The 26,528-nt window shown below is 49.4% G+C and carries 21 protein-coding genes; 17 read left to right on the forward strand and 4 right to left on the reverse strand.

Going from position 1 to position 26,528, the window contains the following annotated elements:
• Nucleotides 1-7: 7 nt before the first annotated feature.
• On the reverse strand, nucleotides 8-229 hold the full coding sequence (locus tag QVO99_RS01195; protein WP_022315762.1) for a DUF6140 family protein: 222 nt from the start codon (nucleotides 227-229) through the stop codon (nucleotides 8-10).
• A gap of 403 nt (nucleotides 230-632) precedes the next feature.
• Nucleotides 633-986 carry a hypothetical protein gene (locus QVO99_RS01200; RefSeq protein ID WP_288176847.1) on the reverse strand — a complete coding sequence of 118 codons (354 nt, stop codon included), beginning with the start codon at nucleotides 984-986 and terminating at the stop codon, nucleotides 633-635.
• A gap of 1,684 nt (nucleotides 987-2,670) precedes the next feature.
• On the opposite strand from QVO99_RS01200, the gene thiS reads away from it, so the two are divergent.
• The 10 genes from thiS (at nucleotide 2,671) to QVO99_RS01250 (ending at nucleotide 13,720) form a co-directional block, all read left to right on the forward strand.
• Entirely contained in the window at nucleotides 2,671-2,868 is a 198-nt protein-coding gene (thiS, locus tag QVO99_RS01205; RefSeq protein WP_022315764.1) for a sulfur carrier protein ThiS, read from the forward strand.
• Between the two features lie 4 nt (nucleotides 2,869-2,872).
• Nucleotides 2,873-3,538, forward strand: coding sequence for a thiamine phosphate synthase (locus QVO99_RS01210; RefSeq protein ID WP_022315765.1), 666 nt, complete (start codon nucleotides 2,873-2,875; stop codon nucleotides 3,536-3,538).
• Nucleotides 3,539-3,632: 94 nt separating this feature from the next.
• On the forward strand, nucleotides 3,633-4,406 hold the full coding sequence (locus QVO99_RS01215; RefSeq protein ID WP_022315766.1) for a thiazole synthase: 774 nt from the start codon (nucleotides 3,633-3,635) through the stop codon (nucleotides 4,404-4,406).
• 36 nt (nucleotides 4,407-4,442) lie between these two features.
• The gene (gene thiC, locus QVO99_RS01220) at nucleotides 4,443-6,029 is read left to right on the forward strand and encodes a phosphomethylpyrimidine synthase ThiC (protein ID WP_022315767.1); all 1,587 of its coding nucleotides are present in this window, start codon (nucleotides 4,443-4,445) and stop codon (nucleotides 6,027-6,029) included.
• A complete protein-coding gene (locus QVO99_RS01225) occupies nucleotides 6,026-6,829 on the forward strand; it encodes a HesA/MoeB/ThiF family protein (protein WP_022315768.1) in 804 nt (267 codons plus the stop codon). The genes thiC and QVO99_RS01225 overlap by 4 nt, the downstream gene beginning before the upstream one ends.
• A 16-nt stretch (nucleotides 6,830-6,845) precedes the next feature.
• Nucleotides 6,846-7,982 (forward strand): 2-iminoacetate synthase ThiH, encoded by a 1,137-nt coding sequence (gene thiH, locus QVO99_RS01230; protein WP_022315769.1) that lies wholly within the window; start codon nucleotides 6,846-6,848, stop codon nucleotides 7,980-7,982.
• On the forward strand, nucleotides 7,982-9,313 hold the full coding sequence (gene thiD, locus QVO99_RS01235) for a bifunctional hydroxymethylpyrimidine kinase/phosphomethylpyrimidine kinase (protein WP_022315770.1): 1,332 nt from the start codon (nucleotides 7,982-7,984) through the stop codon (nucleotides 9,311-9,313). Before thiH ends, thiD begins: the two co-directional genes overlap by 1 nt.
• 258 nt (nucleotides 9,314-9,571) lie before the next feature.
• Entirely contained in the window at nucleotides 9,572-11,617 is a 2,046-nt protein-coding gene (locus QVO99_RS01240; protein WP_022315771.1) for a tetratricopeptide repeat-containing sensor histidine kinase, read from the forward strand.
• 25 nt (nucleotides 11,618-11,642) lie between these two features.
• A complete protein-coding gene (locus QVO99_RS01245) occupies nucleotides 11,643-12,470 on the forward strand; it encodes a LytR/AlgR family response regulator transcription factor (RefSeq protein WP_022315772.1) in 828 nt (275 codons plus the stop codon).
• Between the two features lie 239 nt (nucleotides 12,471-12,709).
• Nucleotides 12,710-13,720: a class II fructose-bisphosphate aldolase gene (locus QVO99_RS01250; RefSeq protein WP_022315773.1), complete on the forward strand. Its 1,011-nt coding sequence runs from the start codon at nucleotides 12,710-12,712 to the stop codon at nucleotides 13,718-13,720.
• A gap of 290 nt (nucleotides 13,721-14,010) precedes the next feature.
• On the opposite strand, the gene QVO99_RS01255 is transcribed toward QVO99_RS01250, so the two are convergent.
• Nucleotides 14,011-15,135 carry an AAA family ATPase gene (locus QVO99_RS01255; RefSeq protein ID WP_022315774.1) on the reverse strand — a complete coding sequence of 375 codons (1,125 nt, stop codon included), beginning with the start codon at nucleotides 15,133-15,135 and terminating at the stop codon, nucleotides 14,011-14,013.
• A 56-nt stretch (nucleotides 15,136-15,191) separates the two neighbouring features.
• On the reverse strand, nucleotides 15,192-16,493 hold the full coding sequence (locus tag QVO99_RS01260; protein WP_022315775.1) for a UDP-N-acetylmuramoyl-tripeptide--D-alanyl-D-alanine ligase: 1,302 nt from the start codon (nucleotides 16,491-16,493) through the stop codon (nucleotides 15,192-15,194).
• Between the two features lie 852 nt (nucleotides 16,494-17,345).
• Between QVO99_RS01260 and QVO99_RS01265 the strand changes: the two genes are divergently transcribed.
• From QVO99_RS01265 to QVO99_RS01295, 7 genes are all read left to right on the forward strand, one after another.
• Nucleotides 17,346-20,141: a DUF5123 domain-containing protein gene (locus QVO99_RS01265; protein WP_022315776.1), complete on the forward strand. Its 2,796-nt coding sequence runs from the start codon at nucleotides 17,346-17,348 to the stop codon at nucleotides 20,139-20,141.
• Nucleotides 20,142-20,347: 206 nt separating this feature from the next.
• Nucleotides 20,348-22,135 (forward strand): hypothetical protein, encoded by a 1,788-nt coding sequence (locus QVO99_RS01270; protein WP_288176848.1) that lies wholly within the window; start codon nucleotides 20,348-20,350, stop codon nucleotides 22,133-22,135.
• 227 nt (nucleotides 22,136-22,362) lie between these two features.
• Nucleotides 22,363-22,707: a hypothetical protein gene (locus QVO99_RS01275; RefSeq protein ID WP_288176849.1), complete on the forward strand. Its 345-nt coding sequence runs from the start codon at nucleotides 22,363-22,365 to the stop codon at nucleotides 22,705-22,707.
• 55 nt (nucleotides 22,708-22,762) lie between these two features.
• Nucleotides 22,763-23,446 (forward strand): hypothetical protein, encoded by a 684-nt coding sequence (locus QVO99_RS01280; RefSeq protein WP_022315779.1) that lies wholly within the window; start codon nucleotides 22,763-22,765, stop codon nucleotides 23,444-23,446.
• Nucleotides 23,447-23,625: 179 nt separating this feature from the next.
• Nucleotides 23,626-23,907 (forward strand): hypothetical protein, encoded by a 282-nt coding sequence (locus tag QVO99_RS01285; protein WP_022315780.1) that lies wholly within the window; start codon nucleotides 23,626-23,628, stop codon nucleotides 23,905-23,907.
• 350 nt (nucleotides 23,908-24,257) lie between these two features.
• On the forward strand, nucleotides 24,258-25,268 hold the full coding sequence (pta, locus tag QVO99_RS01290; RefSeq protein WP_022315781.1) for a phosphate acetyltransferase: 1,011 nt from the start codon (nucleotides 24,258-24,260) through the stop codon (nucleotides 25,266-25,268).
• Nucleotides 25,269-25,301: 33 nt separating this feature from the next.
• On the forward strand, nucleotides 25,302-26,495 hold the full coding sequence (locus QVO99_RS01295) for an acetate kinase (RefSeq protein WP_022315782.1): 1,194 nt from the start codon (nucleotides 25,302-25,304) through the stop codon (nucleotides 26,493-26,495).
• Nucleotides 26,496-26,528: the final 33 nt, after the last annotated feature.

Below are 26,528 nucleotides of genomic sequence, written 5' to 3' on the forward strand. Positions count from 1 at the left end.
CCTTATTTTAGTCCAACTTCCTAAATTCAAAATCATTTTGGTTGCAGCATGCTTTTTTGTAGTCGAAGGCGTAGATGCGCATGTAGACTTCTTGGAGCTCTTTGGCGCCGTTGTAGAATGGGGTGGTGGTGTGCTGCTGAGTGGTTACCGTCACTACCATATCGGGGGTTAGTACGGTGCCGTTGGAACGCTTGATGCACTTCGGCCTTACTTGAAAAACTTTACTCATAGGCTGTAAGTTTTAAGTTGTTTGACGTATCGATGTTGTGGGACAAGGTACGATATTATAAATATGTGCAAAGATAATCAGATGCCTTGACCCGTACAAGTTCATAATGGTTCATAGAGGGGAAAAAGAAAGGCGTAGACTCCTTCTCTCGATATTCCCTTGTAAGTTAGGCTCTGGTAAAACCCGTAGAAAAGAGGATATGAAAGAGGAGCCTACACCATATCATGGTGCAGACTCGCTCAAACAAATTCCAGTTCTTTTCTACTTCAGCTCAAATTTACCAGATTTCAACTTACAGAACCGTCACGGTGCACACAAGTTATTGGTACACCCTTATTTGCTTGCTCGCGTCCACAAGATTTCTTGCGTCATTTCCGGGACTGCCAGCTTCAGGATTATGTGCCTAACGCTGTTGCTGCCCTTCCATTTGCAAATGTAGTAAAAGTTTCGGATAATCCTCATCTTTCCATTGAAAAATCTTGGTCGGCTCCTCTTTTTCTGGTTTCCGGTACTCTTGTCGCTGCGTGATGGGTCTTATTTTGTCACTGATGTAGTCGAAGCCATTGACTATCGTATTGGCAGGGGAGGGGATGTGGGCAATGATGCCGGCAACGGTCTTGTGGTAGTGGGAGTACATGATGTCGGCTCGTGGCCATCCTTTGTCATGTCCGATTTCGAAGTAGCATACGCTTGTGATTGCTGTCATGATAAAGAGACAGAAGAGTTTTATCACTTTGGTGAGTATCTTGCGTAACATGGGTTTTATTGTCATGGTGGTGCTGTTTGGTGTCGCGACGGCAAAGGTATAGATTATGAGTGCCAAAAGATGACATAGGTGGAGGAAAAATGATGGGCGGATAGAAATAATATTGGTTTGCAGTGACAGATATGAGTAAAAGATGCACATACATGCTGATTTTCAGTAAAAACAGGAATTTCTCAAAAAAACTGTCAGATTGTCTGGTTCTTCGCCGTAATATCCTGATAAGCAGGTAGTTGACTGTCTGGCGATTGTCAGGCAATTGTCTGGATGGTTGGCTGATGAAAGGAAAAGCGTAAGGCTGCAAGCAGTTATAAAATATTACATTGAACTGCCGAATGACCGTTTGGTGTTAGCTTATTGGGCAGACCTCTGACAGTAAATCTGCCCATCCGGGGTAAGCAGCTTGCCCACTTTGGGCAAGCACGTTGCCCCACTTGGGCATGTTTGCTGCACGGATGTTGCCCATTTGTCCCCTATATGGCAAACTCCGTCTGGGCTTAAGCAGAATCCTGCTTGTCCACTTGTTTGAGACGAACCAAGACCATCTGTCCCTCCCCTTCGGGGGAGGTTAGGTGGGGGCTATATCCGTGAAAGACCGATCCGTGGTTCTCCGTGCAATCCGTGTTTCATTTTTTTGATTTGTGTCCCTGCCGAAGGCTAGGCACACAACTACAACAACACGGAATAGATATATCTGTGAGTCGATTAATATCGACTTCTGATTCCTCATCAACAGGAAAGAGTCTGTTATGTTGGCGCTTTGCATCCCCTTACTGACGTTTCTTTCTATGGAAACTTTGGGCACAGTTTTGGGCACTACCCGTGCATCATCAAAAAATGAATCCGTGAAAAGACTAATCCGTGTAAAGTCAGTGCTATCCGTGTTTCATTTTTTGATTTGTGTCCTTGCCCATTTCGTGAAGCTTTTAAGACAAAATCCAGAACCGACAAGTTGTAACTACAATCAGACAGTCAATGGTATTTGTCCCTCCCCTTCGGGGGAGGCTAGGTGGGGGCTGATGACAGTATGCGGAGTAACCAGTTTCTTCCCTTTGGGAAGGTCAGGATGGGTTTAAGGTCAGGATGGGTACCCTTTCAGACTGTCATGATACTTCAGTGATACTTCTATGATACATTTCTGTAAAGCAAATGGAAAAGTATCATTCCGCCATCTGCTTGTATGTCAGACGATTATGCCCGAATGGAGGCTCGAAAATGATACTATGATACTTTCCAGGAGAAAAATCATTCATACGATGACCACCTTGCCTACACGTTAACATCGGTTAAAAACGGAAAAACGTCGTCGTATAGTGGTGAGTGTCTCGTTTTTTATCATTACATTTGCAAGCAAAGAGAAAAAACACGGGGTGCTGAGAAATTGGCTGAGATTATACCCACATTAACCTGATGCAGGTAATGCTGCCGGAGGGAATTGATATAACCTATAATAAAGCCCCTACTTCATGCGGAAGAGCATGGAATAGGGGCTTTTTCTTTTCCACTCACTTTCAGAGGCATTCCGTTAGAAAATAGATTTGGTCATCAGGCAGTTTTAATGTAATATCTTATAACTGCTTGTGGAAAATCACCCAACCGTTCATCACGGTTTGACAAGGTTTCCATCGCCCCGTAGGGCACAGCCTTGACAGGTACTAACCATAACTAAGGAAAGCAAATGAAAGTAAACATCAACAACAAAGAGACAGAGACCGCCGCAAAGAGCGTTGCCGGCCTCGCCGAGGAGCTGCAGCTGCCGGCAAAGGGAGTTGCCGTTGCCATCGGCAACAAACTCGTAGCCCGTACCGACTGGAGCACAACGCCAGTGGAAGAGGGTGACAACATAGTGATAATAAAAGCGTTCTGCGGAGGATAGCCACATGATGAACAGAGAAGCAAAGGCAAATTTCAGTCTGCAGTTCATATCCCACACCAACGGCAATACCACCTATCTCGGCGGTATCAGGATGGCGCTCGAGGGCGGTTGCAGATGGATACAGCTGCGCATGAAGGGAGCCGCCGACAGCGAGGTGGAGCCGATAGCCGTCGAGTCACAGAAAATGTGTCGCGAGGCAGGCGCCACGTTCGTCATCGATGACCGCGTGGAGATGGTGAAGAGGCTGGGAGCCGACGGAGTGCATCTTGGCAAGAACGACATGCCCATCAGCGAGGCACGCCGCATCCTTGGCGACACTTTCATCATCGGCGGTACGGCAAACACCATCGCCGATGTGGAAGACCACTGGAAGAGCGGCGCCGACTATGTGGGCTGCGGTCCGTTCCGTTTCACCACCACCAAGGAGAAGCTCTCGCCGGTTCTCGGCATCGGCGGCTACGAGAACATCGTGGCAGAGATGAATCGTAGGGACATCGGCATGCCTGTGGTGGCGATAGGCGGAATAACCACCGACGACATCACCGCCATCATGGCTACCGGAGTCAGCGGCATCGCCGTGAGCGGCACGATACTCCGGGCTGACGACCCGGTGGAGAAGGCGCAGGAGATAATGCGGCTGTTGGCAATTCATGAACGGCAGATGCCATAGGCAATATGATAAAAAGGAGAGACTACGACTGTCCTTTCCCGGGCGGTATGTCGCTCCCCTCGTAAATTCGTAAAACTTCAAAACAACATACAGAATGGAAAAATTAGTTATCGCAGGAAGGGAATTCAATTCCCGCCTGTTCCTGGGCACAGGAAAGTTCAACGACAACACCCTGATGGCAGACGCCATCAAAGCGTCGGAAACGGAAATGGTTACGGTGGCAATGAAGCGCATCGAACTGGAAGACAAGAACGACGACCTGCTCGCCCACATCACCCAGAACCCTAACATCCAGCTGCTGCCAAACACCAGCGGCGTGCGCGATGCTGAAGAGGCAGTCTTCGCGGCACAGATGGCACGCGAGGCATTCGGCACCAACTGGCTGAAGCTCGAGATCCACCCCGACCCACGCTATCTGCTGCCAGACTCTATAGAGACACTGAAGGCAACGGAGAAACTCGTGAAGATGGGCTTCGTGGTATTGCCATATTGCCAGGCAGACCCCACACTCTGCAAGCACCTCGAAGAGGCAGGAGCAGCCACTGTGATGCCGCTCGCCGCACCGATAGGCACCAACAAGGGATTGAGAATGAAAGACTTCCTCAAGATCATCATCGACCAGGCCACGGTGCCAGTGGTAGTGGATGCAGGTATCGGTGCTCCGAGCCATGCCGCCGAGGCAATGGAGATTGGAGCAAGCGCCTGTCTGGTGAACACCGCCATCGCCGTGGCAGGAAACCCTGTGGAAATGGCAAAAGCCTTCAAGGAAGCCGTGGTATGCGGCAGAAGAGCCTACGAGGCAGGACTGGGAGCCATCAGCGACTGCGCCGAGGCAAGTTCGCCACTCACAGCATTCCTCGACAAATAAACCATATCAAGAATACATAACCTAATATCACACACTATGCCACAAGATAACAAAGCATACGCACAGAGAGAGAAAGCATATATGCAGGGTAAACTGTTCCCGGAGATAAGAGTGGGAATGACAAAGGTGAACCTCACCCCCACCGTGACCAAAGACGAGAATGGCATCCCCCACATGACGCCAAACGCTCCCGTGTATATCTACGACACGAGCGGCCCGTATACCGACCCTGAATACAAGGTGGACCTGAAGAAGGGACTGCCCAAGATGCGCCAGGCATGGATAGACAACCGTCCGGCATGCGAGGGCGGCACCACACAGATGGCATACGCCAAGGCAGGCATCATAACGCCGGAGATGGAGTATGTGGCTATCAGAGAGAACATGAACTGCGAGGAACTCGGCATCAAGACACATATCACACCGGAGTTCGTGCGCGACGAGATTGCCCGAGGCAGAGCGGTGATACCAGCCAACAGAAACCATCCCGAGAGCGAACCGATGATCATCGGCAGGAACTTCCTCGTGAAGATAAACACCAACCTTGGAAACTCAGCCACATCATCAGGCATCGAGGAAGAGGTGGACAAGGCGGTATGGTCGTGCAAATGGGGCGGCGACACCGTGATGGACCTCTCTACCGGAAACAATATCCACGAGACAAGAGAGTGGATTCTCCGAAACAGTCCGGTACCGGTAGGCACCGTGCCTATCTATCAGGCACTGGAGAAGGTGGACGGCAAGGTGGAAGACCTCAGCTGGGAAGTATACCGCGACACGCTCATCGAGCAGTGTGAGCAGGGAGTGGACTACTTCACTATCCATGCCGGAATCCGTCTGCACAACGTACACCTCGCCGACACACGCCTCTGCGGTATCGTAAGCCGCGGCGGAAGTATCATGAGCAAGTGGTGTCTCTACCACGAGAAGGAGAGCTTCCTCTATGAGCACTTCGACGACATCTGCGACATCGTGGCGAAGTATGACGTGGCACTCTCGCTCGGCGACGGACTGCGCCCAGGATGTATCGCCGATGCCAACGATGCGGCACAGTTTGCAGAGCTCGACACCATGGGCGAACTCGTGACAAGGGCATGGGACAAGAACGTGCAGGCGTTCATCGAAGGACCGGGCCACGTGCCGATGCAGAAAATCAAGGAGAACATGGAGCGCCAGCTCGACCACTGTCATGAGGCACCGTTCTATACCCTCGGTCCGCTCGTCACCGACATCGCCCCAGGCTACGACCACATCACGAGTGCCATCGGCGGAGCGCAGATAGCATGGCTCGGAACAGCGATGCTCTGCTACGTGACACCGAAGGAGCACCTCGCATTGCCAAACAAGGAAGACGTGCGTGTGGGAGTGGTGACATACAAGATTGCAGCACATGCCGCCGACCTCGCAAAGGGACATCCGGGAGCTATGGTGCGCGACAACGCCCTGTCTAAGGCACGCTTCGAGTTCAGATGGAGAGACCAGTTCCACTTGTCGCTCGACCCGGAACGCGCCCTGCAGTATTTTGAGGAGGCAGGACACACAGATGGCGAATACTGCACGATGTGCGGTCCGAACTTCTGTGCTGCCAAGCTGACCCACGACCTGAGGAAATTCAAGAAATGATGGAACTGACTTCAGAACAGAGACGCCGCTACGACCGACACATCATCCTCGACGGAATGGGGCGTGACGGCCAGCGGCGCCTTCTCGATGCCAAGGTGCTCGTGGTGGGTGCCGGCGGTCTGGGTTCTCCCGTGGCGATGTATCTCGCTGCGGCGGGAGTGGGACATATCGGCATCGTGGATGGCGACTTCGTCTCGGTGGCAAACCTGCAGCGACAAGTGCTCTATACCACCGATGATGTGGGGAGCGGAAAGGCAGAAACCGCCGCAAAGCGGTTGAGGGCAATGAACCCCGATGTAGAGGTGGAGGTGTATGAGACGTATCTCAACGAAGACAACGCCACCGACCTTATCCGTCCATACGACTTCGTGGTGGAGGGGACGGACAATTTCGCCTCAAAATATCTCGTCAACGATGCCAGTGTGATGCTCGGCAAGGGATTCACCATCGGCGGCATAAACAGATATTACGGACAGGTGATGACCCACCAGCCCGGTACGGCATGCTACCGCTGCATCTTCCCCGAACCGCCCGCTGTGGCAGAGGTGGAAACCTGCTCCATGGTCGGTGTGCTCGGTCCGCTGGCAGGAATGATAGGCACCGTGCAGGCTACGGAGACGATAAAGAGCATCGCCGGAATGGGCAGTACGCTCACCGATGCATTGCTCACACTCGATGCGCTGACGATGGAGTGGCGGCGCTTCGACGTGGGGCGCAACGAAGACTGTGCGCTGTGCGGCAAGTCGCCGTCGATAACGACACTGAGGAAATATGCGTACAAACCGTGCGCAAAGAAATGATAACAAGAAAAAGAATATGTTTAGCGAAGAATTAAAAAATATAAGTTGGGACGAGACCACAGAGCGCATCGCTCACATGACCGACAACGACGTGCGCCGGGCGCTCGCCAAAGACCACTGCAACGTTGACGATTTCATGGCGCTGATCTCGCCTGCCGCCACGCCATATCTTGAGACGATGGCAAGGCTCTCTCGCAAATACACCGAGGAGAGGTTCGGCAAGACGATGTCGATGTTCATACCTCTTTATATCACCAACTCGTGTGCCAACTCATGCGTCTACTGCGGATTCCACGTGGAGAACAAGATGGCGAGGACCATACTCACGATGGAGCAGATAGAAAACGAGTATAAGGCGATAAAGGAACTGGCACCCTTTGAGAACATCCTGCTCGTGACGGGAGAGAACCCGGCAAAGGCAGGTGTGCCATATCTCGCCAAGGCAATAGACCTGGCGAAGAAATATTTCTCCAACGTGAAGATTGAGGTGATGCCGCTCTCGGCAGAAGACTACAAGACTCTTGCCGACCATGGCATGAACGGAGTGATATGCTTTCAGGAGACATACAACCGAGAACACTATAACCTCTATCATCCGCGAGGCATGAAGAGCAAGTTTGAATGGCGGTGCAACGGATTCGACAGAATGGGACAGGCAGGAGTGCATTCCATCGGTATGGGAGTGCTCATCGGACTGGAAAAGGAATGGCGCACCGACGTGGTGATGATGGCATACCATCTGCGCTATCTGCAGAAGCATTACTGGAGAACGAAATACAGCGTGAACTTCCCACGTATGCGGCCGGCGCAGAACGAGGGATTCCATCCCAACTGCTATATGTCGGACAGGGAACTGGCACAGGCTACGTTTGCCATGCGAATCTTCGACCACGACGTGGACATCTCTTATTCTACACGCGAACCGGCATATATCCGCGACAACATGTGTACGCTGGGAGTCACCACGATGTCGGCAGAATCGAAGGTGAACCCCGGTGGATACCACACCTATCCGCAGGCGCTGGAGCAGTTCAGCGTGAGCGATGAGCGCAAGGCATCGGTGATAAACCAGCGGCTCAGAGAACTGGGACGTGAACCGGTGTGGAAAGACTGGGATGCCTCGTTCGACCTCTTCGGCAAACTCGGAAAATAATGAAGACAATAGTAATAACTCTACCACACTTCTTCTCTGGAGAGGCTGCGCAGATAGTGCAGCTCCTCCAGGGACAGGTGGACCTCGTGCATATACGCAAGCCCGAAGCCACGGCAGCAGAAGTGGAGAAGCTGATAAGGGAGATTCCTGCCGGATGGCACGGCAGTCTCGTGCTTCACGACCACCATGAACTTGCCCTGCGGTATTCCCTCCACGGTGTGCATCTGAACAGCCGCAACCCGCTGCCTCCCGAGGGCTGGACGGGGAGCGTGAGCCGCAGCTGTCATTCGCTGGAAGAAGTGGCGGAATGGAAGAAGCGGTGCGACTACGTGTCGCTCTCGCCAATCTTCGATTCCATTTCCAAGCGAGGCTATCATTCAGCATTCACGGCAGAGGAAATCAGAGAAGCCCGTGACCGGGGCATCATCGACGACAAGGTGATGGCGCTGGGCGGCGTTACCTTCGGGAAGCTCGACGATGTGTTGAGGATGGGATTCGGCGGCGCCATGATATTGGGCGATGCCTGGAAAGGCGTGTCCCGGGAGCTGACTCCCGTAGCACTGACGATAGCCGGATCCGACTCGTCGGCAGGAGCCGGCATACAGCAGGACCTGAAGACGATGGAATCGGTAGGGGTTTACTGCGCCACGGTGATAACGGCGATAACGAGCCAGAACACGATGGGCATTACCGGTGTGATGCCGGTCGGCGGCAGCGTGGTGGAGAGCCAGTTGAAGGCGGTGCTCTCGGATCTGAACGTTAAGGCGGTGAAGATAGGCATGGTGCCCGATGCCGGGGTGGCGCATGTCATAGCCGCGGCGTTGCGGGAATATAAGGCTTCTCACGACTGCCACGTCGTTTACGACCCCGTGATGATATCAACCAGCGGCAGGAGACTGATGGCTGCCGACTGTCTCGATGTGGTGGTGGAGGAGCTGATGCCGCTCTGTACGCTAGTCACCCCGAATATCCCCGAAGCGGAGTTCCTGGCAGCAAAGACAGGCATAGTCTGTGAGGGCGGCGCTCTGGCTGACGCCCTGCATGCCTCGATATTGATAAAAGGCGGACACTCCGACGGAGAGGTGCTCGCCGACAGCCTGTTCAATCCCGACGGCAGCAGCCAGAGCTTCAAGTCGGAAAGGATTGACACACGCAATCTGCACGGCACGGGATGCACCCTGTCGTCGGCAATAGCGGCATTCCTGCTGAAAGGACTCGACATCCCGTCGGCAATCCCTCAGGCGAAGGCTCTTCTTGCCCACGCCATCATGCGAGGCAAGGATGCCGGAATAGGCAAAGGAAACGGTCCGATATTGCCCGGAAAGCAATAGAAGGGCATCCAATCCGCTTATATTGATGTCATGGCAAACATAAACACAAATGTAGCTATTTTTGGATTAAATGGAGTCTGGGTGTGATTAAGCGGTCGTTATTGTGGAATATTGTGTTGATGGTAGGTTGGATGGCCGATATTGGTAATACTTTTTTCCGGCAAATCCTTAAAGATTGTAAAATTAATTTGTTATATTTGCACAATGGAAAAGTAGGAACCATACTACAAGTCAATATCCCCATCACACCGACTCGCCATGACGAATCACAGAAAAACCTACACCGCATTGTTTATGGCGCTGCTACTGATGTTTACAGTAGTGGCGGCAATCACTACCTCATGCTCGCAAGGGAGAAAAGACAGGCAGACAACCGACACATTGTCGCTGAAGCGTCTGCGGGCACTTGACGACTCCGTTTCCTTCCGTTCGCCGATGGCAAGGACGATGGCGGAGCAGGGGATGAAAGAGGCGAAAGACAGTGCCGAATACTATGAATACTACATCCGTCTGGGAAAGATATACCTTACGGAATCGGAACCGGATTCCGCCACTGCCGTGACCGACAGGACTCTGCACTTTCTCGAAAAACAGGAGAAAGACGCCCATACGGAAGGAATAATAGGATTTGCCAGAAACTGCAAAGGTGTGGCACTGCATAGTTTCAGACGCCAGCCCAAGGAGGCTATACGCCAGTACCGGCTCTCATACGAGGCTCTGATGAGGAGCGACAGGATGGAGACCGCACCCGACGTGTGTGCCAATCTCGCCGATGCCTATTCCTTCGATTCCGACCTGCCGAATGCGGCGGTGTGGTATAGAAGGGCGCTTTTCCTCGTTGACTCCCTCCAGCTGGAACCCACAAGAAACATAACTCTGTATATGGGATTGGGCAGAGTATACATGATGCTCGAAGACTATAAGTCGGCAAAGAAATATCTGGATGCCACAGAGAAGATGTATAATCTCATGAGCCCCGACATGCAGATATATCTCATAACCAGCATAGGAAACTACCATTATTATAAAAAGGAATACAAAGAAGCGCTGAAGCAGTTTGTGAGACTGGAGAAACTGCACGAACGGCTCGATATGGGAAAATCTTACTCTATGTTCATCTGCAAGGTGAACATGGCGGACGTATTGCTCAATCTCAACAGACTGGATGAGGCTGAGAAGTATGTTACAGAGGCAGACACCTTCTTCACAGCATGCGACGATGCCGTGGCACTGTACTATACACACTCCGTGGAACTGGGACTCGCCATGAAACGGGGTAATATGGCAGAGGCACACCGCCTCGCCTCGCTCGATGATACGCCGGAGAGCGTGGAGCCAGGACTGAAGGCGATACGCAACAAATACAAGCGTGAATACTATGAAGCGACGGGAAACTACCGTATGGCTTTCAAGAACCTCTCAAGAGAGATACATGAAACAGATTCGCTTGTGAACAACAGACAGCACATGATAGCGGCGGAACTGATGAACAGATTCACGCAAGACACGCTGCAGCTGCACCACCAGATACAGATGCAAAGCAAGGAGAACGACGTGAGGGAGGCGCATTACGTGATAGCCGGTGCCATAGGATCCGTCGCTGTGCTTATGCTCGTAATAGCCTACGGCATCACATATATCCGTAAGAAAAGACTTTCAGAACAGATGAAGGTGTTCACGCTAAGACTGCAGAACGCCAGAAACAGGATATCGCCGCATTTTGTGTTCAACGTGCTGAACAACAGGATAACCACCGCCGACGGAACGAAGGAGGCGGACGAACTGCTGCTGCTCTCGAAACTGATACGGCAGAACCTCGACCTGACGGGAAAGCAGATGGCTACACTCGAAGAGGAACTGGACTTCGTGGAGAACTACGTGAACGTGGAGCGCAAGACCATCGGCGACGACTTTGAATATTCACTCACGCTGGGCGACGGAATAGACAGGAAGGTGCTGGGAGAGTTCATGATACCGTCGATGACGGTGCAGATACTCGTGGAGAACTCCATCAAGCATGCCCTCAGAGGCAAGGCAGGCAAGAAGCTGCTGCATATCACCGTCAGGAGAGACGGGCGCGGAGGAATGACGGTGACGGTGGGCGACAATGGCAACGGATTCGATATCCGTCGCACTGCCTCTACAGGACAGGGACTCGACATCCTGCGCACCACGATAAGCGTGCTGAACCAGAGAAACAAGAGAAAGACCAGCCTTACGGTAAGGAACGTACATGACACAAACGGAAACACATGTGGATGCGAGGCAAGCATAAGCTTTCCGCAGGGACTGAGAGAAATATAACGAACAGATAGAAAGACGAACACTTATGGATATAATAATAGTAGACGACACACAGACGGCAATCGACGCATTGGCAAAGAAACTTAAAAACTATCCCAACGTCACCGTGGCAGGATTTGCCAACAACGGAAAGGACGGACTGGAACTGCTCAAGACGACACACGCCGAGGTGGTATTCCTGGATGTGGAGATGCCCGACATGACAGGCATCGACTTCCTCGGCAGGATGAAAGACGAGGGATGCAAAGACACGCTCGCCGTGGTATACACCGCTTATGGCACCTACACGCTGCCGGCTCTGAGAAACAAGGCTTTCGATTTCCTCATGAAACCAATAGACGGTAACGAACTGGAGACCGTGATGGCACGCTTGGAAGAAGAACTTGAAGACATCAGAGTGGAGCGTGAGCAGCTGAAAGGAAAGGACGACAAAAACATCGACATCGACGATGAGGAAACTGACGACGACTGCTGCAGGGAGAGGGCGGTCACCAGTGCGCTGAAGAAGAAAGACAACAAATTGCTGCTATATACCAACGCCGTGGACTTCAGACTCGTCGAGATACAGGATATCTGTGTGTTCCAATACAACCACGACCTGAGAGTATGGGAAGTGGTGGCAACGCGATGCGACACACCGATACGCCTCAAGAGATGTGCCAACAAAGACATACTGATGGCGCTCGACGAGAATTTCGTGCAGGTGAACCAGAAATACATAATCAACATAAAATATCTGATGGAGGTGAGAGACAACCAGTGTTATTTCTTCCCGCCATTCGACGGCATACAATATATAAAGATAGGTAGGATGTACCGACGCAAACTCATCAAGCGCTTCAGCACCATCTGATAGCATTATTGCCAATATGACACGCATTCTGCAATCTCCGTCTTGAAAAATGCCATTTTAGTGCTCCGAGGATTTAATTTATATCAAATTCATAAAAAAGGAACATTAAAAAGCACTACTTCGCTTTGTTTACCCAAAATAAAGTGCTAACTTTGCCGATGTAACAGATTTTATGAGGATAACAGCCCCATATCCAAAAACTTAAGACAATAACTAATTTATAATTAACGTATTATACTATGGTAAGTTACAAAGAATTAGGCCTGGTAAACACCAGAGACATGTTTAGCAGAGCTATTAATGGCGGATATGCCATTCCAGCATTCAACTTCAACAACATGGAGCAGTTGCAGGCAATCATCAAGGCTTCTTCAGATTTGAAGTCTCCAGTTATCCTGCAGGTTTCTAAAGGTGCCCGCAACTACGCTAACCCAACGCTGTTGCGCTATATGGCACAGGGTGCTGTTGCATACGCCAAGGAATTGGGCTGCAAGCATCCTGAAATCGTATTGCACCTTGACCACGGTGACAGCTTCGAGCTTTGCAAGAACTGCGTAGACCTCGGTTTCTCTTCAGTGATGATCGACGGTTCTTCTCTTCCATACGACGAGAACGTGGCTCTGACAAAGAAGGTTGTAGAGTATGCTCATCAGTTCGACGTAACTGTAGAGGGTGAGCTCGGTGTATTGGCAGGTGTTGAGGATGAGGTAGCTTCTGAGGTATCTCACTACACAAAGCCTGAGGAGGTTATCGACTTCACTACAAAGACTGGCGTTGACTCACTTGCCATCTCTATCGGTACAAGCCACGGAGCTTACAAGTTCAAGCCAGAGCAGTGCACACGCGACCCGAAGACAGGCCGTCTCGTTCCTCCTCCATTGGCATTCGACGTGCTCGACGAGATTATGAAGAAACTTCCTGGTTTCCCAATCGTTCTCCACGGTTCTTCTTCAGTTCCACAGGAGTATGTTGACATCATCAACGCCAACGGCGGCAAGTTGCCAGATGCAGTAGGTATTCCAGAGGAGCAGCTCCGCAAGGCTTCAAAGAGCGCTGTCTGCAAGATCAACATCGACTCAGACTCTCGTCTCGCATTCACAGCTGCTGTGCGCAAGACATTGGCTGAAAAGCCAGCTGAGTTCGACCCACGTAAGTACTGCGGTCCTGCTCGCGACTTGATGGAGGTTATGTACAAGCACAAGATTATTGACGTGCTCGGCAGCGACAACAAGCTCGCTCAGCTCGACTAATCATAGCACGACTCATCTCTCTCCTGCTGACAACGGAGATTGCAGCGGAAGGGATTGAAAGAATAAGAGGATATGCCGAAGACTTAAAGTCTGAGGCATATCCTCTGTTTTTTGTTTATCTTCATTTGCCGGATAAGTCCAGTATTAAGCCCCTCTCCCTCAACTGGTCATTAGGGCAAGCTTGGCTTTTGGCATAGACCTTAACCCTCAACTGGTCATTAGGGCGAGCTCTGATTTTGGAATAGTTATGAAAACCAGCACCTTGTTGCCTGATGACTGTTTGGGGATAATCAGAACCGTTTTATTATCCACTCTCTGAAAAATCTGTCGCTCACTTGATACGAATCATTGTCGTATGAGATGAAATCGCGTTCTGTCAGAACTTTTATGGCTCCCTGTACCGTGCTTGATCCAAGCTTGTATTTCTGTAGGAAAGCTTGTGAAGTGACTCCGGTGGCATTTCTTTCGTTAGCGATGGCAAGCAAGACCTGCTTCTGCTTAGGCGAAAGTTGGAACAGCAGCGATTCATACACGAACCGATGGTGTGACAAGATGGCTGTCATAACGCTTTTCGCATCCTCTGTGGTGATGGTGGATTCTGATATGGCATGCGTGTAAAGCATATTCAGAATATACTGTATATACCACGTTATTCCATCAAACGACTGGTAAATCCACTCAAAAGCTTTGTGGGATATGGATCTGTTGATTTTTGACAGATGATGGTTGGCGAAATCAAAATACGCTTCTTTATTTATAGGTTCCAGTCCCATAATGCTGGAACTGTTGTAGAATGGTCGTGATTCGGATGCGAACATCAATGCCATCATGTGTCGTTTAGATCCTGAAAATACGAATTTTGCGTTGTGGCAATTCTGTATGCGTTTGCGCAATGCTGCTTCAACGGTTTTTTCCGGATAGCTCGCAATGGTTTGAAACTCGTCGATTGCCACAATACATGGCTTGTCGGCATGGTTCAGATATTCGAATATCTCGTCGAGTGTTATATCGGGGCTGGCGATGTCGCCAAGTCCGACGTTCCATTCCGGGTTGCCGTTGATGTCAAAAGTGATGGTTGATTTCAGAGATTGCATTATGTTTAGAAATGATTCCCACACTTTGCGTCCTTGTGACCTCAGTTCGCGCAATATACCTTTGCCCATGACATATACGAATTCGTTCAGGTTCTTTGTCTCATATATGTCTATGTAGATACAATGGTAGTTGTTTCTGATTTCCTCTTCGTTGAAGCAGTTGTAGATTAGTCCGGACTTTCCCATACGTCGTGGAGCGATGAGTGCCACGTTGCATCCGTTTGTAAGATGTCGTGTCAGTAGGGCTGTTTCTTCTACTCTGTCGCAAAAGTATTCTGGCGACAAATAGCCTTCTGTCAGGAATGGATTGTTCTGTAACATAGTGCTTTGCGAAATTATGGATTTTACGTAACGAAGAATCAATAATGCTCGGGATTCTATAGAAGAGCCGGCAGCTGGAAGAGTTTTATTCCGTTGCTTCCCTTTATGAGGATGTAGAACCCTTCTGGCTTGTTGGCGGCAATCTCAGCCTTCACCTCCTCCACATCGTGAAACTTGCGGAAGTTGCAGTCCGTCTTTCCGAACTCCTCACCCACCAGCCATACGTTGTCGATGCCGTTCTCCTTCAGGAAGTCCACCACCTTCTGATGCTCCTCATGGCTCACCTCTCCCAGTTCTCTCATGTCGCCGAGGATAGCCATCTTGTGGTCCACCTGCATGAGTCTGAAATTCTCCAATGCCGCCTTCATGCTCGTAGGGTTGGCATTGTAGGTGTCAACTATCAGTCTGTTTGAATCCGTCACTTCCAGCTGCGATCTGTTGTTCGTCGGCACATAGTCGCGCAGCGCCGTGCTGATATCCTCTTCGTCCACTCCGAAGAAGTCAGCTATACATGCCGCGGCAAGCATGTTCAACACGTTGTATGCGCCAATGAGATGCGTCTGCACCTCATGCCACTCTCCGTCAGCCTTTTTCCAGCGGAATTTGAGCAGCGGTGCACAGCTCACCACCTCTCCGCATACCGCCAGCGACGGGGCGTCGGCAGTGGTGCCATATCTCACGAGCTGAAGTCCGTCGGCGATACCCCTGAGATGTTCGTTCTCGTTGTGTATGAACACCTGTCCGCCGTGCTCCCTCAAGAAGTCGTATAGCTCCCCCTTGGTCTTTATCACACCCTCAAACGATCCGAAGCCCTGCAGGTGGGCCTTTCCCACGTTGGTTATTATTCCGCAGTCAGGTTCCACGATGTCCACCAGCTCCTTTATGTCGCCGGGATGACTCGCTCCCATCTCCACTACAGCGATTTCGTGTTCCGGTTTCAGTCTCAGCAACGTCTTCGGCACACCGATGTCGTTGTTGAAGTTTCCCTGGGTATACAATACATTGTATTTCTTCTGCAACACCGTCGCCACGAGTTCCTTTGTCGTCGTCTTTCCGTTGGTTCCGGTGATGCCGATAATCTTTGTTCCGAGTTTCCTGCGGTGGTAGTTGGCGAGTTGCTGCAATGCCTTCAGACAGTTGTCCACGAGTATGAATCTCTTGTCGTCCTCCTTGGCGAATTCCTTTTCGTCTACCACGGCGAAGGCGCATCCTTCGTCAATAGCCTTCTGTGCGAAGGCGTTTCCGTTGAACGACGCTCCTTTGAGCGCGAAGAAGATGGAGTCTTTCGGGCAGTCGCGGCTGTCGGTAGTCACCACGGGGTGTTGCTCGAAGATTCTGTACAGTTCAGATATTTCCATGACTTTATATCGTTTGTTTAGACATCTGCAAAGGTAATTATTTAAATCGAGAGGAGAGAATCGCAAGGATAAGAATTGCAATTTCAACCTTATTTGTTTTTCTTCCGTGATGCAGTTTGCTTTGTATGCAGCAAGCAGTTGTAAGATATTACATTCAGTCATAGAATAATTACACAGGACGGTCTGATGACCGATTTGGGTTAAATAAACTCGTCAGCAGACAACAATTGCATGCTTTTGCAGAAGAAAACCATAAAAAACATGTCGGTTTTATGTGTACTAATTTTAATACCTTTTAAGACTTTCTCATGCATTAAAAATAGAAAATGGCCGTTATATCAATGAAATACAAGCAAGGGCTGTGAAGTTTTGGGTATCTTTACAGCGATAAAGTTTTTATCATGTTCTGTAGTGGACAAGTAGGCGAGCGGATAGATACATAGTTTTTCACGTTTCTACAAACGTCGACAACGCTTTCTGACATATTCAATCAGCCTGTCCCCTCGTCAACTTGTCACATCTACAGTAATGACAATGCGGACTTTATCTTGCTTACATGAATTTAGATAACGTTCCTTTTTATAAATATGTCTATTAATTAGTTGCTTGGCTGGCGCTGTGAAGCGTTGGCTAAGTTTTTTTTATACATACCCGTCTAAGAATTTGTATGTAAAGGGAACAACCTGTCTTGATTTTTATTAACTTTGCATAAGTTAAGCTTCGGCTCGGGATAAGAAATGAATGATGGATTCATTTCGTTCTCCTCTCGCCTTGCATTAACTTTGCCAAAGTTAAGCTTCGGCTTTACGATAAAACTGATCTCTTTAAAATTTAATTCAAACACTTAATTCTATGAACAAAAAACTTTTACTAATCTGGACGTTCCTGTTATGCTTCGTGATGGGAATGTCGGCAGACAAGGTGATTGTCTTCAATGAAGGCACTGGAACCAAAGATTCGTCGACGAAGATTACAACGATGGAAGAAATCGTGAAATCTGGTTCCGAAAATCTTAAAAGCATTACCGATGCTAATAATGTCTACCTCGCCCGCAAGGGCAGAGGACTCAAGCTCGGAGCAAGTTCCAAGCCGGGATCCATGACCCTCAACCTCGCTGCTCCAGCAAAGCCTACAGCAATCAAGTTCAAGGCAATGTGGTATAGGGATACCGAGAAGACACTGGAAGTGGCTGGTACTGAATTTGCGGAATTGACCGACGAGGTGAGTGAATACTCAGTGACGATGGATGGCAACACCACGGTGAATTCCATCACCATCGCTACTGCCGGAAAGCGCGCCTACATCACTGAGTTGACAATCGTTGAGGGAACAGCCGCTTCGGTAGCCACTCCTACCATCGAGGGAACGACACCGTTCATCGGCACTACCACAGTGACCCTGGCATGCTCTACAGTAGATTCCAAGATATACTACACCCTCGACGGAACCGATCCTACGGATGCAAGCACGGAGTATACCGCTCCGTTCTCTCTCGATGCCACAGCAACCGTCAAGGCTAAAGCATATAAGGGAAAGGATGCAAGCGCAGTGGCAACAATGCAGTTCGTTGCCATCCCTACGGTGGCAAACATCGCCGAACTGACACAGCTTGCCGATGGCACCGAATTCGTGTTTGGCGGTGAGGCTGTCGTTACAGCCGCTCCTACAGCCAAGCATCTCTATCTGAAAGACGCTACCGGCGTTACCTTCGCATACGACGTTGCCGGAGGCTTCACCTTCGAGCCGGGACAGCATATCACTGCCGGATGGCAGGGCAAGGTTTCCTTCTACAAGGGTCTCTTCGAGGTGGTTCCTACTACTGCGCTCACTGCCGTTGAGGGAGTGAAAGACGAACTGACATACGATGAGGTGACACCAGCCGACGTTACACTGGAGAACGCTAACAAGGTGGCTGTGCTCAAGGGCGTTACCTATACCGCACCGGCTGCCGACAGCAGGAATTTTGAAATCAAGAAGGATGAGGCTGCCGTTGCCGGCTACAACCAGTTCGGTCTGACCATCGACGAACCTGTTGCCGATGCCACATACGACATCCTCGGTGTTATCAGCCGCTTCAACGACAATGCCCAGTTCCAGCCTGTAGCCATCACCCGCAATGCCAGATGGATTCAGATTAACAAGGATGTGGAAACAGGAAAAGACCTCGCCGCAGTGGTGGCAGAGGAGACAGAGGCTGTGACGGCTACCGGCGACAAGGTGGGCAGCGTGACTCTTAACCTTGCTGCCAACGGTGCATATACCGTGAGCAAGGCTATCTCTTCACCGGCTTCTGTCCAGATTCTCGGCGATGCCACGGCTCCTGCCACAATCGACGCCAGCGCTCTCACAGAACCTCTCGTGAAGATAGAAGGCGGCAGCCAGCCGGCTTTCAATCAGGACGGAACGGTGAACGCCGGCTACAAGGGCGTTGACATCGTGGCTGTAAAGAACGTAAAGATCAGTTCGCTCTCTACATCTCTGCTCAACGATGCACAGAAGTCTTACGTCGGTGAGGTAGTGGTAGAGAATGCCAATGTGGAACTCGTGGGCTCTGCCAACGTGTTCGATTTCAAGGGCTATCCTGCTTCTCTCAGCATCAGCAACTCCACTCTCTGGTCTAAAGCGGGACACACAGGACAGCTTATCAAGACCGCCGGCCGAGTGAGAGACCTCGACGGTGACCAGGTGGAATACAAGCAGGCTACTTCTATCACAAACTCCACTCTCTATCAGGTGGCTGTAGGCAAGCAGTTCAACAACTTCCAGGGCAAGGGACAGAAGTCTCTCGTTCTTACTCTCAAGAACTCCATCATTGCCAACTGTACACAGGACGGCAATGAGGTGCGCGGATGGCTCGGAGGACAGAACTCCAACAATCCTACCGTGGTTTATGAGAACAACACATATATCAATGCCGGCGCTGAGCAGACCGGCTGGACCGACGAGACAAAGCAGGGTTCTGACCAGACCGCCACATCACACAACACAGACCCAGGTTTCGCTGATGCGGCAAACGGTGACTTCACCGTGGCTGCCTCTTCGCAGCAGGCTAAATTCCAGATCGGCGACTCTCGCTGGCTCGTGGAATACGTGCCGGAGGACATCACTGCCGAGAAGGCTCTCCTAGCTGAGGAAATAGCTAAGGCTACCGCTCTGCTCGGTGATGCCGATGTGGAGAACAACGAGGATGCAAAGGCTCTCAAGGCTGCCATCGACGAGGCTCAGGGCGTTTACGATTCTGCCGAGACAAAGGCTGAGGTTAACGCTGCCATCGAGAAGCTGAAGGCTGCCGAGGAGGCATACGCCATGAGTGTGGCAAGAGCGGAACTGGCTGCCGAGATTCAGAAAGCCAATGCTCTGATAGAGGGCAAGGACACTGAGGCCGACGCTGATGCCAATGCTCTCAAGACTGCCATCGACAAGGCGCAGGGCGTTTGCGACAACGCTGACGCTACTCTCGAAGATGTGGAGAAGGCTCTCGAAGACCTTAAGGCTGCCGAGGAGACCTACAAGCTGACTCTCTCTATCAGTGGCGTTGATGCTGCCGCTGCCGACGATGCCGCATGGTATACTCTGCAGGGCGTTCGTGTGGCTGCTCCTCAGAAGGGCATCTTCATCCACAACGGCAAGAAGGTGGTTTTGAAATAACCCCCAAACGTATGAACTTATAAATTCCTCTCTATACAATATTGGGCTGCCATGTGATGGTGGCCCTTTATTTTCTCCTTTTCATTAGCCGTGTCGCTGCTATAGACAGGTAGGTTTCTTTCCCGTTGATATGCGTTTTTCTTCATAAAACTTTGCAGGTAGCCATAAAAATCTTACTTTTGTGGAAACTTAAAAAAGAACAGACTTTGAATATAATACAACATACCCAAACGATAATGCGCGGAATGTCGTCGTCAGCCCTCATTCTGCTCTTGGCGGTGGCCACTATTGCCGTCGTGTCTTCATGTGGCGGATCCCACCGCTATCCACAGGAACTCTCTGCCGTAGACTCCATCTGCAAGGACAGTGCCGAAGTGGCGATGTCGCGTCTGCAGGCGCTGTCGGCAAAATACGACCAACCCTCGACAGATGCCTACGACCGCAATTATTATCTGCTGCTGAAGGTGAAGGCGGCAAACAATGCCTACCAGCCCCTGGCGGACAGCACGATATTCCATGTGCTCGACTTCTTCAGGGGGACGGCGGAAAAGGACAAACTCTGCCAGTCGTATTATTACCTCGGCAAATACTACATAAAAAAGAACGATGCCCCTCAGGGTCTGGAGAATTTCCAGAAGGCACTCGACCTGACAGACGAGAACACTCCTCTGTATTTCCGCAGCTGTATATATAATCAGATGGGAAAACTTTTCGTGTATCAGGAAATGTATGATGAAGGTCTGAAAATGTATAGGCAGTCTTTTGTGTGTGATTCCATGCAGAAAGACACTATAAACATGGCATACAGCTTGAAGGATATTGCTACGGTATATAGTTATAAGAAACAATATCACAAACAGTTGTCTACTATGAAGGATGCTTTTAGACTTGCTCAAAAGGTAGACAGTAAATTGCTCAATAATACTATAAATCAGTCGTTGACATTTGCATATTACAACGTTGATGACATGCAAAATGCGAAATGTTTCTTGTTTAAAACATTGAATGATGTGGAAACCGTAATAAAGTCATCAGCTTATGCCATAGCGATGGATATTTATGAAAAAGAAAAGAAGCCGGATTCTGTGTTCTTTTATAGTACATTGCTAATGACTGATGGTGACATACATGCAAAACATGAAGCTGCAAAGAATCTGAGCAGGTTTTATGTAGACAATAATGACACACACAGGGCGTTATTCTATTTGAAGGAAGGAATGACTCTTTCTGATTCTCTAAACAAGATCAATGCTGTCAATTCAGTTGCTAAAATGCATTTTGCATATAACTACAGTAATCGGGAGAAAGAGAATATTCAGCTTAAAGCCGAGGCAAAAGAGAATAAGATGATGATGGGCATTATCGTTCTTGGCGCCTTGCTGCTTGGAATGTTCTATGCATTCATGAATGAGAGAAACAAGAAGAAATACCTCAGATTGAAGCATCTCAACGAACAGCTTGACAAATTGCGCGAGGAAGCTACCAGAGAAAACAAGGCAAAGATAGAGGAGAAAACCAATGAACTGATAGCCTTGAAAACTGAAATAAGGCATCTCAACAAACAACAGAAAGAAGAGAAGCTAAGATATGAAGCTGAGATTAAAGAAATTCAAAGCGGCATCGAGAAAGCCATATCTATTTCTGAGAACAGTTCCAAACCGTCGGGGTGTGATATCGTGGAACTGTATACGATGATTCAGAAAAGAATTGGAGAAGAAAAGAATCTTACGCCAGTGGATTGGGAAACAATAGACTCTGTAGTGAACAAAGAGCATCCGTATTTCAAGACCAAGCTATATAAAATGCATGAGATGAAAGATTTTGAATATAAGATTTGTTTGCTCATCAAAATGGGATTCCAGAACTCTGAAATTTCTGTAATTTTGCATAGAAGTTACTCTGCAATAACACAACAGAGGACGAATCTGTACACGAAATTCTTTAAGTCAAAAGGCAAGGCCAAAGATTTTGATAATTTCATAAGGTCCTTATAATCAATGTGTAACGTCTAAAACTAAACTCTTTCTAAATCCTGTTTTTTTGTAAAATAAAAAAACTAAACTTTTTCTAAATTCATTATTTAGCAAAACTGAGGCAGTTTGTTTAATTTTGCGATGAAGAATTGCAAAATAAATAGCTAATGGGAAAAGTAAACACTTTAATTGCCTCTTTATTTATTGCTTGCAGCTGCACAAACTTATATGCTATATACATAAAAGATGTGCAGTTGACAGATGTACACCATCCAGGCAATGATGTCGGTCACCCCTGTGGCCATCCGTCCGTGTCTTACGACGATGATGAGATAACCATCAAGTCAGACTCCACCATATATGATGTTGGCGTGGTGGTAAAAGACCAGTATGGAAATGTGATGCACCAGTCCACCCAGATGGTCGGTTCAGAAGGTACTGTAATATATGTACCCGATACAGGCGGCGACAGCGAGAAGACAACGATTGACCTTTATTACGATGAACTGTATAGGCAGCCAAAGAGTATAACGGAAAAGCAAGTGAGAGAAACAGAAAGACGTGAACACGAATGGAATTTCAGCGAACAGTGACATGTCTCTATTCACAGAACATTATTTTATTAACTATAATAAAGGAGATGATATTATGAAAAAGATTTTATTCTTGATTATTGCGCTGACATCATGTCTGTCGGTAAGCGCCCAGGATTACAAGAACATACTCACGGAGGGCAAAAGATGGAAAGTGCTGGTGCGACATTGGCCGCATGAAGATCTGTATCTGGACTTCAGAGTGTCTGGAGATACTATTGTCGATGGCAGAAACTGCAAAAGGATTACCAACGACCAGGGCAAAACACATACATTTGCGGCATACGAAGAAGACCGGAAACTGTATTATATGGACTCTGGCAAACCTTCGCTGCTGCTGGATATGGCAGTTAAGACCGGCGATGACGTCTTGGGCTATGGAGAAGGTGGAAACACCACCGTTGACGAAATCACAGTCAAAGGTATGAATCGCAAGCGCATCATTATTGAAAGCCCTGGGAACGAGACCGTTTGCTGGGTAGAGGGCATTGGCTCCAATATTGACACTTGGATTTACGGACCGGAAAAGGTTATCGGCATGACCAGTTACCTCATTGAATGCTACGACAATGACGAACTGATATTCTCACAGTCGGACTTCGGCGTGACGTTAGGCGTGAATGCTGCCACCCAAGACCGTAAGAAAGACGGAATGATGTATTCCATCAGCGGAATGAAACTGAAAGAAGCTCCAGCCAACGGCATGTATATCATGGACGGCAAGAAGGTAGCGAAATGAAATGACTAATCGGCGTAGCCACGCCGACATGACGAAATAAGTGAAAGGCGGTTGCTCTGTGAATGATGTTCATGGGGCAACCGCCTGTTTTCTTTGGCAACTTAGAAAAGAACAGAATCGCTTTTAAACTGCCGCAATAAAACGGCAGTTCCTTCGTTATACGACAAAAAGCAAGATCAATGAAAAAAGTGAAGAACTATTATTCCTATATCCATGTATCCCTTTGTGCTGTAACAGTACTTTCAATGTCGTCATGCAGTGTTGTCAAGGAGACCGCCTTTGATGCCATAGCAGACACAATCACCGACCCTAAGACCAGGACCCATGTCTTTACGAGAGAGTATGACACAGAACCTTATCAAATCAATATGGGAGAAATTGTAAAGTCAAGGAAAGCACAGAAAAAACAAAAGGAAAAGGAGCTTTTAGAGAATTACGATAAAATCCAAATCAGTAATTAGTATATTCTTTCAGAGCCCTGAATGGAGATTTTATGTTCCTGCCAGAAAGTATAGCAGCACAATCAGCACTAAATAAAAGCCAGACGAAATCCACTCTTCTGAAAATCAGAATCCAAGCAAGCCCTGATTACAGATTTTGGATAATATATATAGGTGATATATATCAAGAAACTGTTTTTTTTGCAAAACAGGGCTTACAAAATTGGAAGAACGGCGATATTTATAAAAAACTCAACAAAACGGCACCACATTAGAAATAAAATGACTACTTTTGCATAACATCTACGATGAACATACATTGAACACCGTACCTGCCTGACAAGACAAACTTATTTAAACACACTATAATCATGGATTTAGTACAATCAATCATCGAGCGCGCTAAAAGCAACAAGCAGCGCATCGTGCTCCCTGAAGCAACAGAGGAGCGTACACTTAGAGCAGCCGACAAAGTGTTGGCAGAGGGCGTGGCAAACATCATCCTCATCGGCAACCCTGCCGAGATCAACTCTCTGGCTGAGAAATGGGGCTTGAAGAACATCGACAAGGCTACCATCATCGACCCGGAGAACAACCCAAAGAGCGAGGAGTATGCCACTCTGCTGGCTGAGCTCCGCAAGAAGAAGGGCATGACAATCGAGCAGGCCCGTGAGCTCGTGAAAGACCCACTCTATCTGGGCTGCATGATTATCAAGACCGGTGATGCCGATGGACAGATCTCCGGTGCGCTGAGCACCACAGGCGAGACACTGCGCCCAGCATTGCAGATCATCAAGTGTGCTCCTGGCATCACATGCGTGAGCGGTGCGATGCTTCTCATCACCAAGGAGCCACAGTATGGCGAGAACGGTGTGCTCGTTGTAGGCGACGTTGCCGTTACCCCAATGCCAGACGCACAACAGTTGGCACAGATCGCAGTGTGCACAGCCCAGACAGCAAAGTCTGTTGCTGGTTTCGCTGAGCCACGCGTGGCAATGCTGAGCTTCTCTACAAAGGGCAGCGCGAAGCATGAGGTTGTAGACAAGGTGGTAGAGGCTACCAAGCTTGCCAAGGAGATGGATCCGGAACTGAAGATCGATGGTGAGCTCCAGGCTGACGCCGCTCTCGTTCCATCAGTAGGCGAGAAGAAGGCTCCAGACAGCGAAATCGCTGGTAAGGCAAACGTGCTTGTATATCCATGCCTCGAGGTGGGCAACATCTCTTACAAGATGGTGCAGCGTCTTGGTGGCGCCGAGGCTATCGGCCCAGTGCTCCAGGGTATCGCACGCCCAGTGAACGACCTGAGCCGCGGCTGCTCGGTAGACGACATCTACAAGCTGGTGGCTATCACCGCTTGTCAGGCTATGGACGCTAAGAATTAATCAAAAGTCTCACTAAAAAACAAATATATCAAAATGAAGATTCTGGTTTTAAACTGTGGTAGCTCTTCTATCAAGTATGCTCTCTACGACATGGACACCAAGACTGTAATGACATCTGGTGGTGCGGAGCGTGTGGGACTCGACGGAGCTTTCGTGAAAGTGAAACTCGCCAACGGCGAGAAGAAGACGGTGATGCACGACATTCCAGAGCACACAGAGGGTGTAAAGTTCATCTTCAGCCTGCTCGTTGACCCTGAAATCGGCGTCATCAAAGACCTGAAGGAAATCAATGCCGTAGGACACCGCATGGTACACGGAGGAGAGAAGTTCAACAAGAGCGTGCTGCTTACAGACGAAGTGCTCAAGGTATTCGAGGAGTGCACAGACCTCGCTCCGCTGCACAATCCGGCAAACCTCAAAGGTGTACGCGCCGTACAGGAGCTGATGCCAGGACTTCCACAGGTAGGTGTGTTCGACACTGCATTCCATCAGACAATGCCTAAGGAGGCTTTCATGTATGCTCTTCCTTACGACCTGTATGAGAAGTATGGCGTGCGTCGCTACGGTTTCCACGGAACAAGCCACCGCTACGTGTCACAGCGCGTATGCGAATTCCTCGGTGTGAAGCCAGAGGGCAAGAAGATCATCACATGCCATATCGGAAACGGTGCGAGCATCGCTGCCGTAAAGGACGGCAAGTGTGTTGACACCTCAATGGGTCTCACTCCTCTGGAGGGACTTATCATGGGTACACGAAGCGGCGACGTTGACGGCGGTGCGCTGACATTCATCGAGAAGAAGCTCGGACTTGATGCCGACGGCCTGTCAGACCTGCTGAACAAGAAGAGCGGTATGCTCGGCATAACAGGCGTCTCTTCTGACATGCGTGAAATCGAGAAGGCTTTCGAGGAAGGCAACGAGCGTGCGAAACTCGCTTTCGACATGTATTTCTACCGCATCCGCAAGTATATCGGTGCATACGCAGCAGCTATGGACGGTTGCGACATCATCGTGTTCACAGCCGGCGTTGGCGAGAACCAGCCAAGTCTGCGTGAGGAAGTATGCAAGAAGCTGACTTACCTCGGAGTGGAAATCGACGTGGAGAAGAACAAGAACCTGCGTGGAAAAGAGGCCATCATCTCTACTCCAGAGTCTAAGGTGGCAGTATGCGTCATCCCAACCGACGAGGAGCTGATGATCGCTTCAGACACAATGGCACTGCTCTAACGAGACACCCCACTGCAAAGACATCAATAATAG

Origin of the sequence: Prevotella sp. CAG:592, assembly GCF_000436015.1 — a bacterium.
Lineage (GTDB): Bacteria > Bacteroidota > Bacteroidia > Bacteroidales > Bacteroidaceae > Prevotella > Prevotella pectinovora.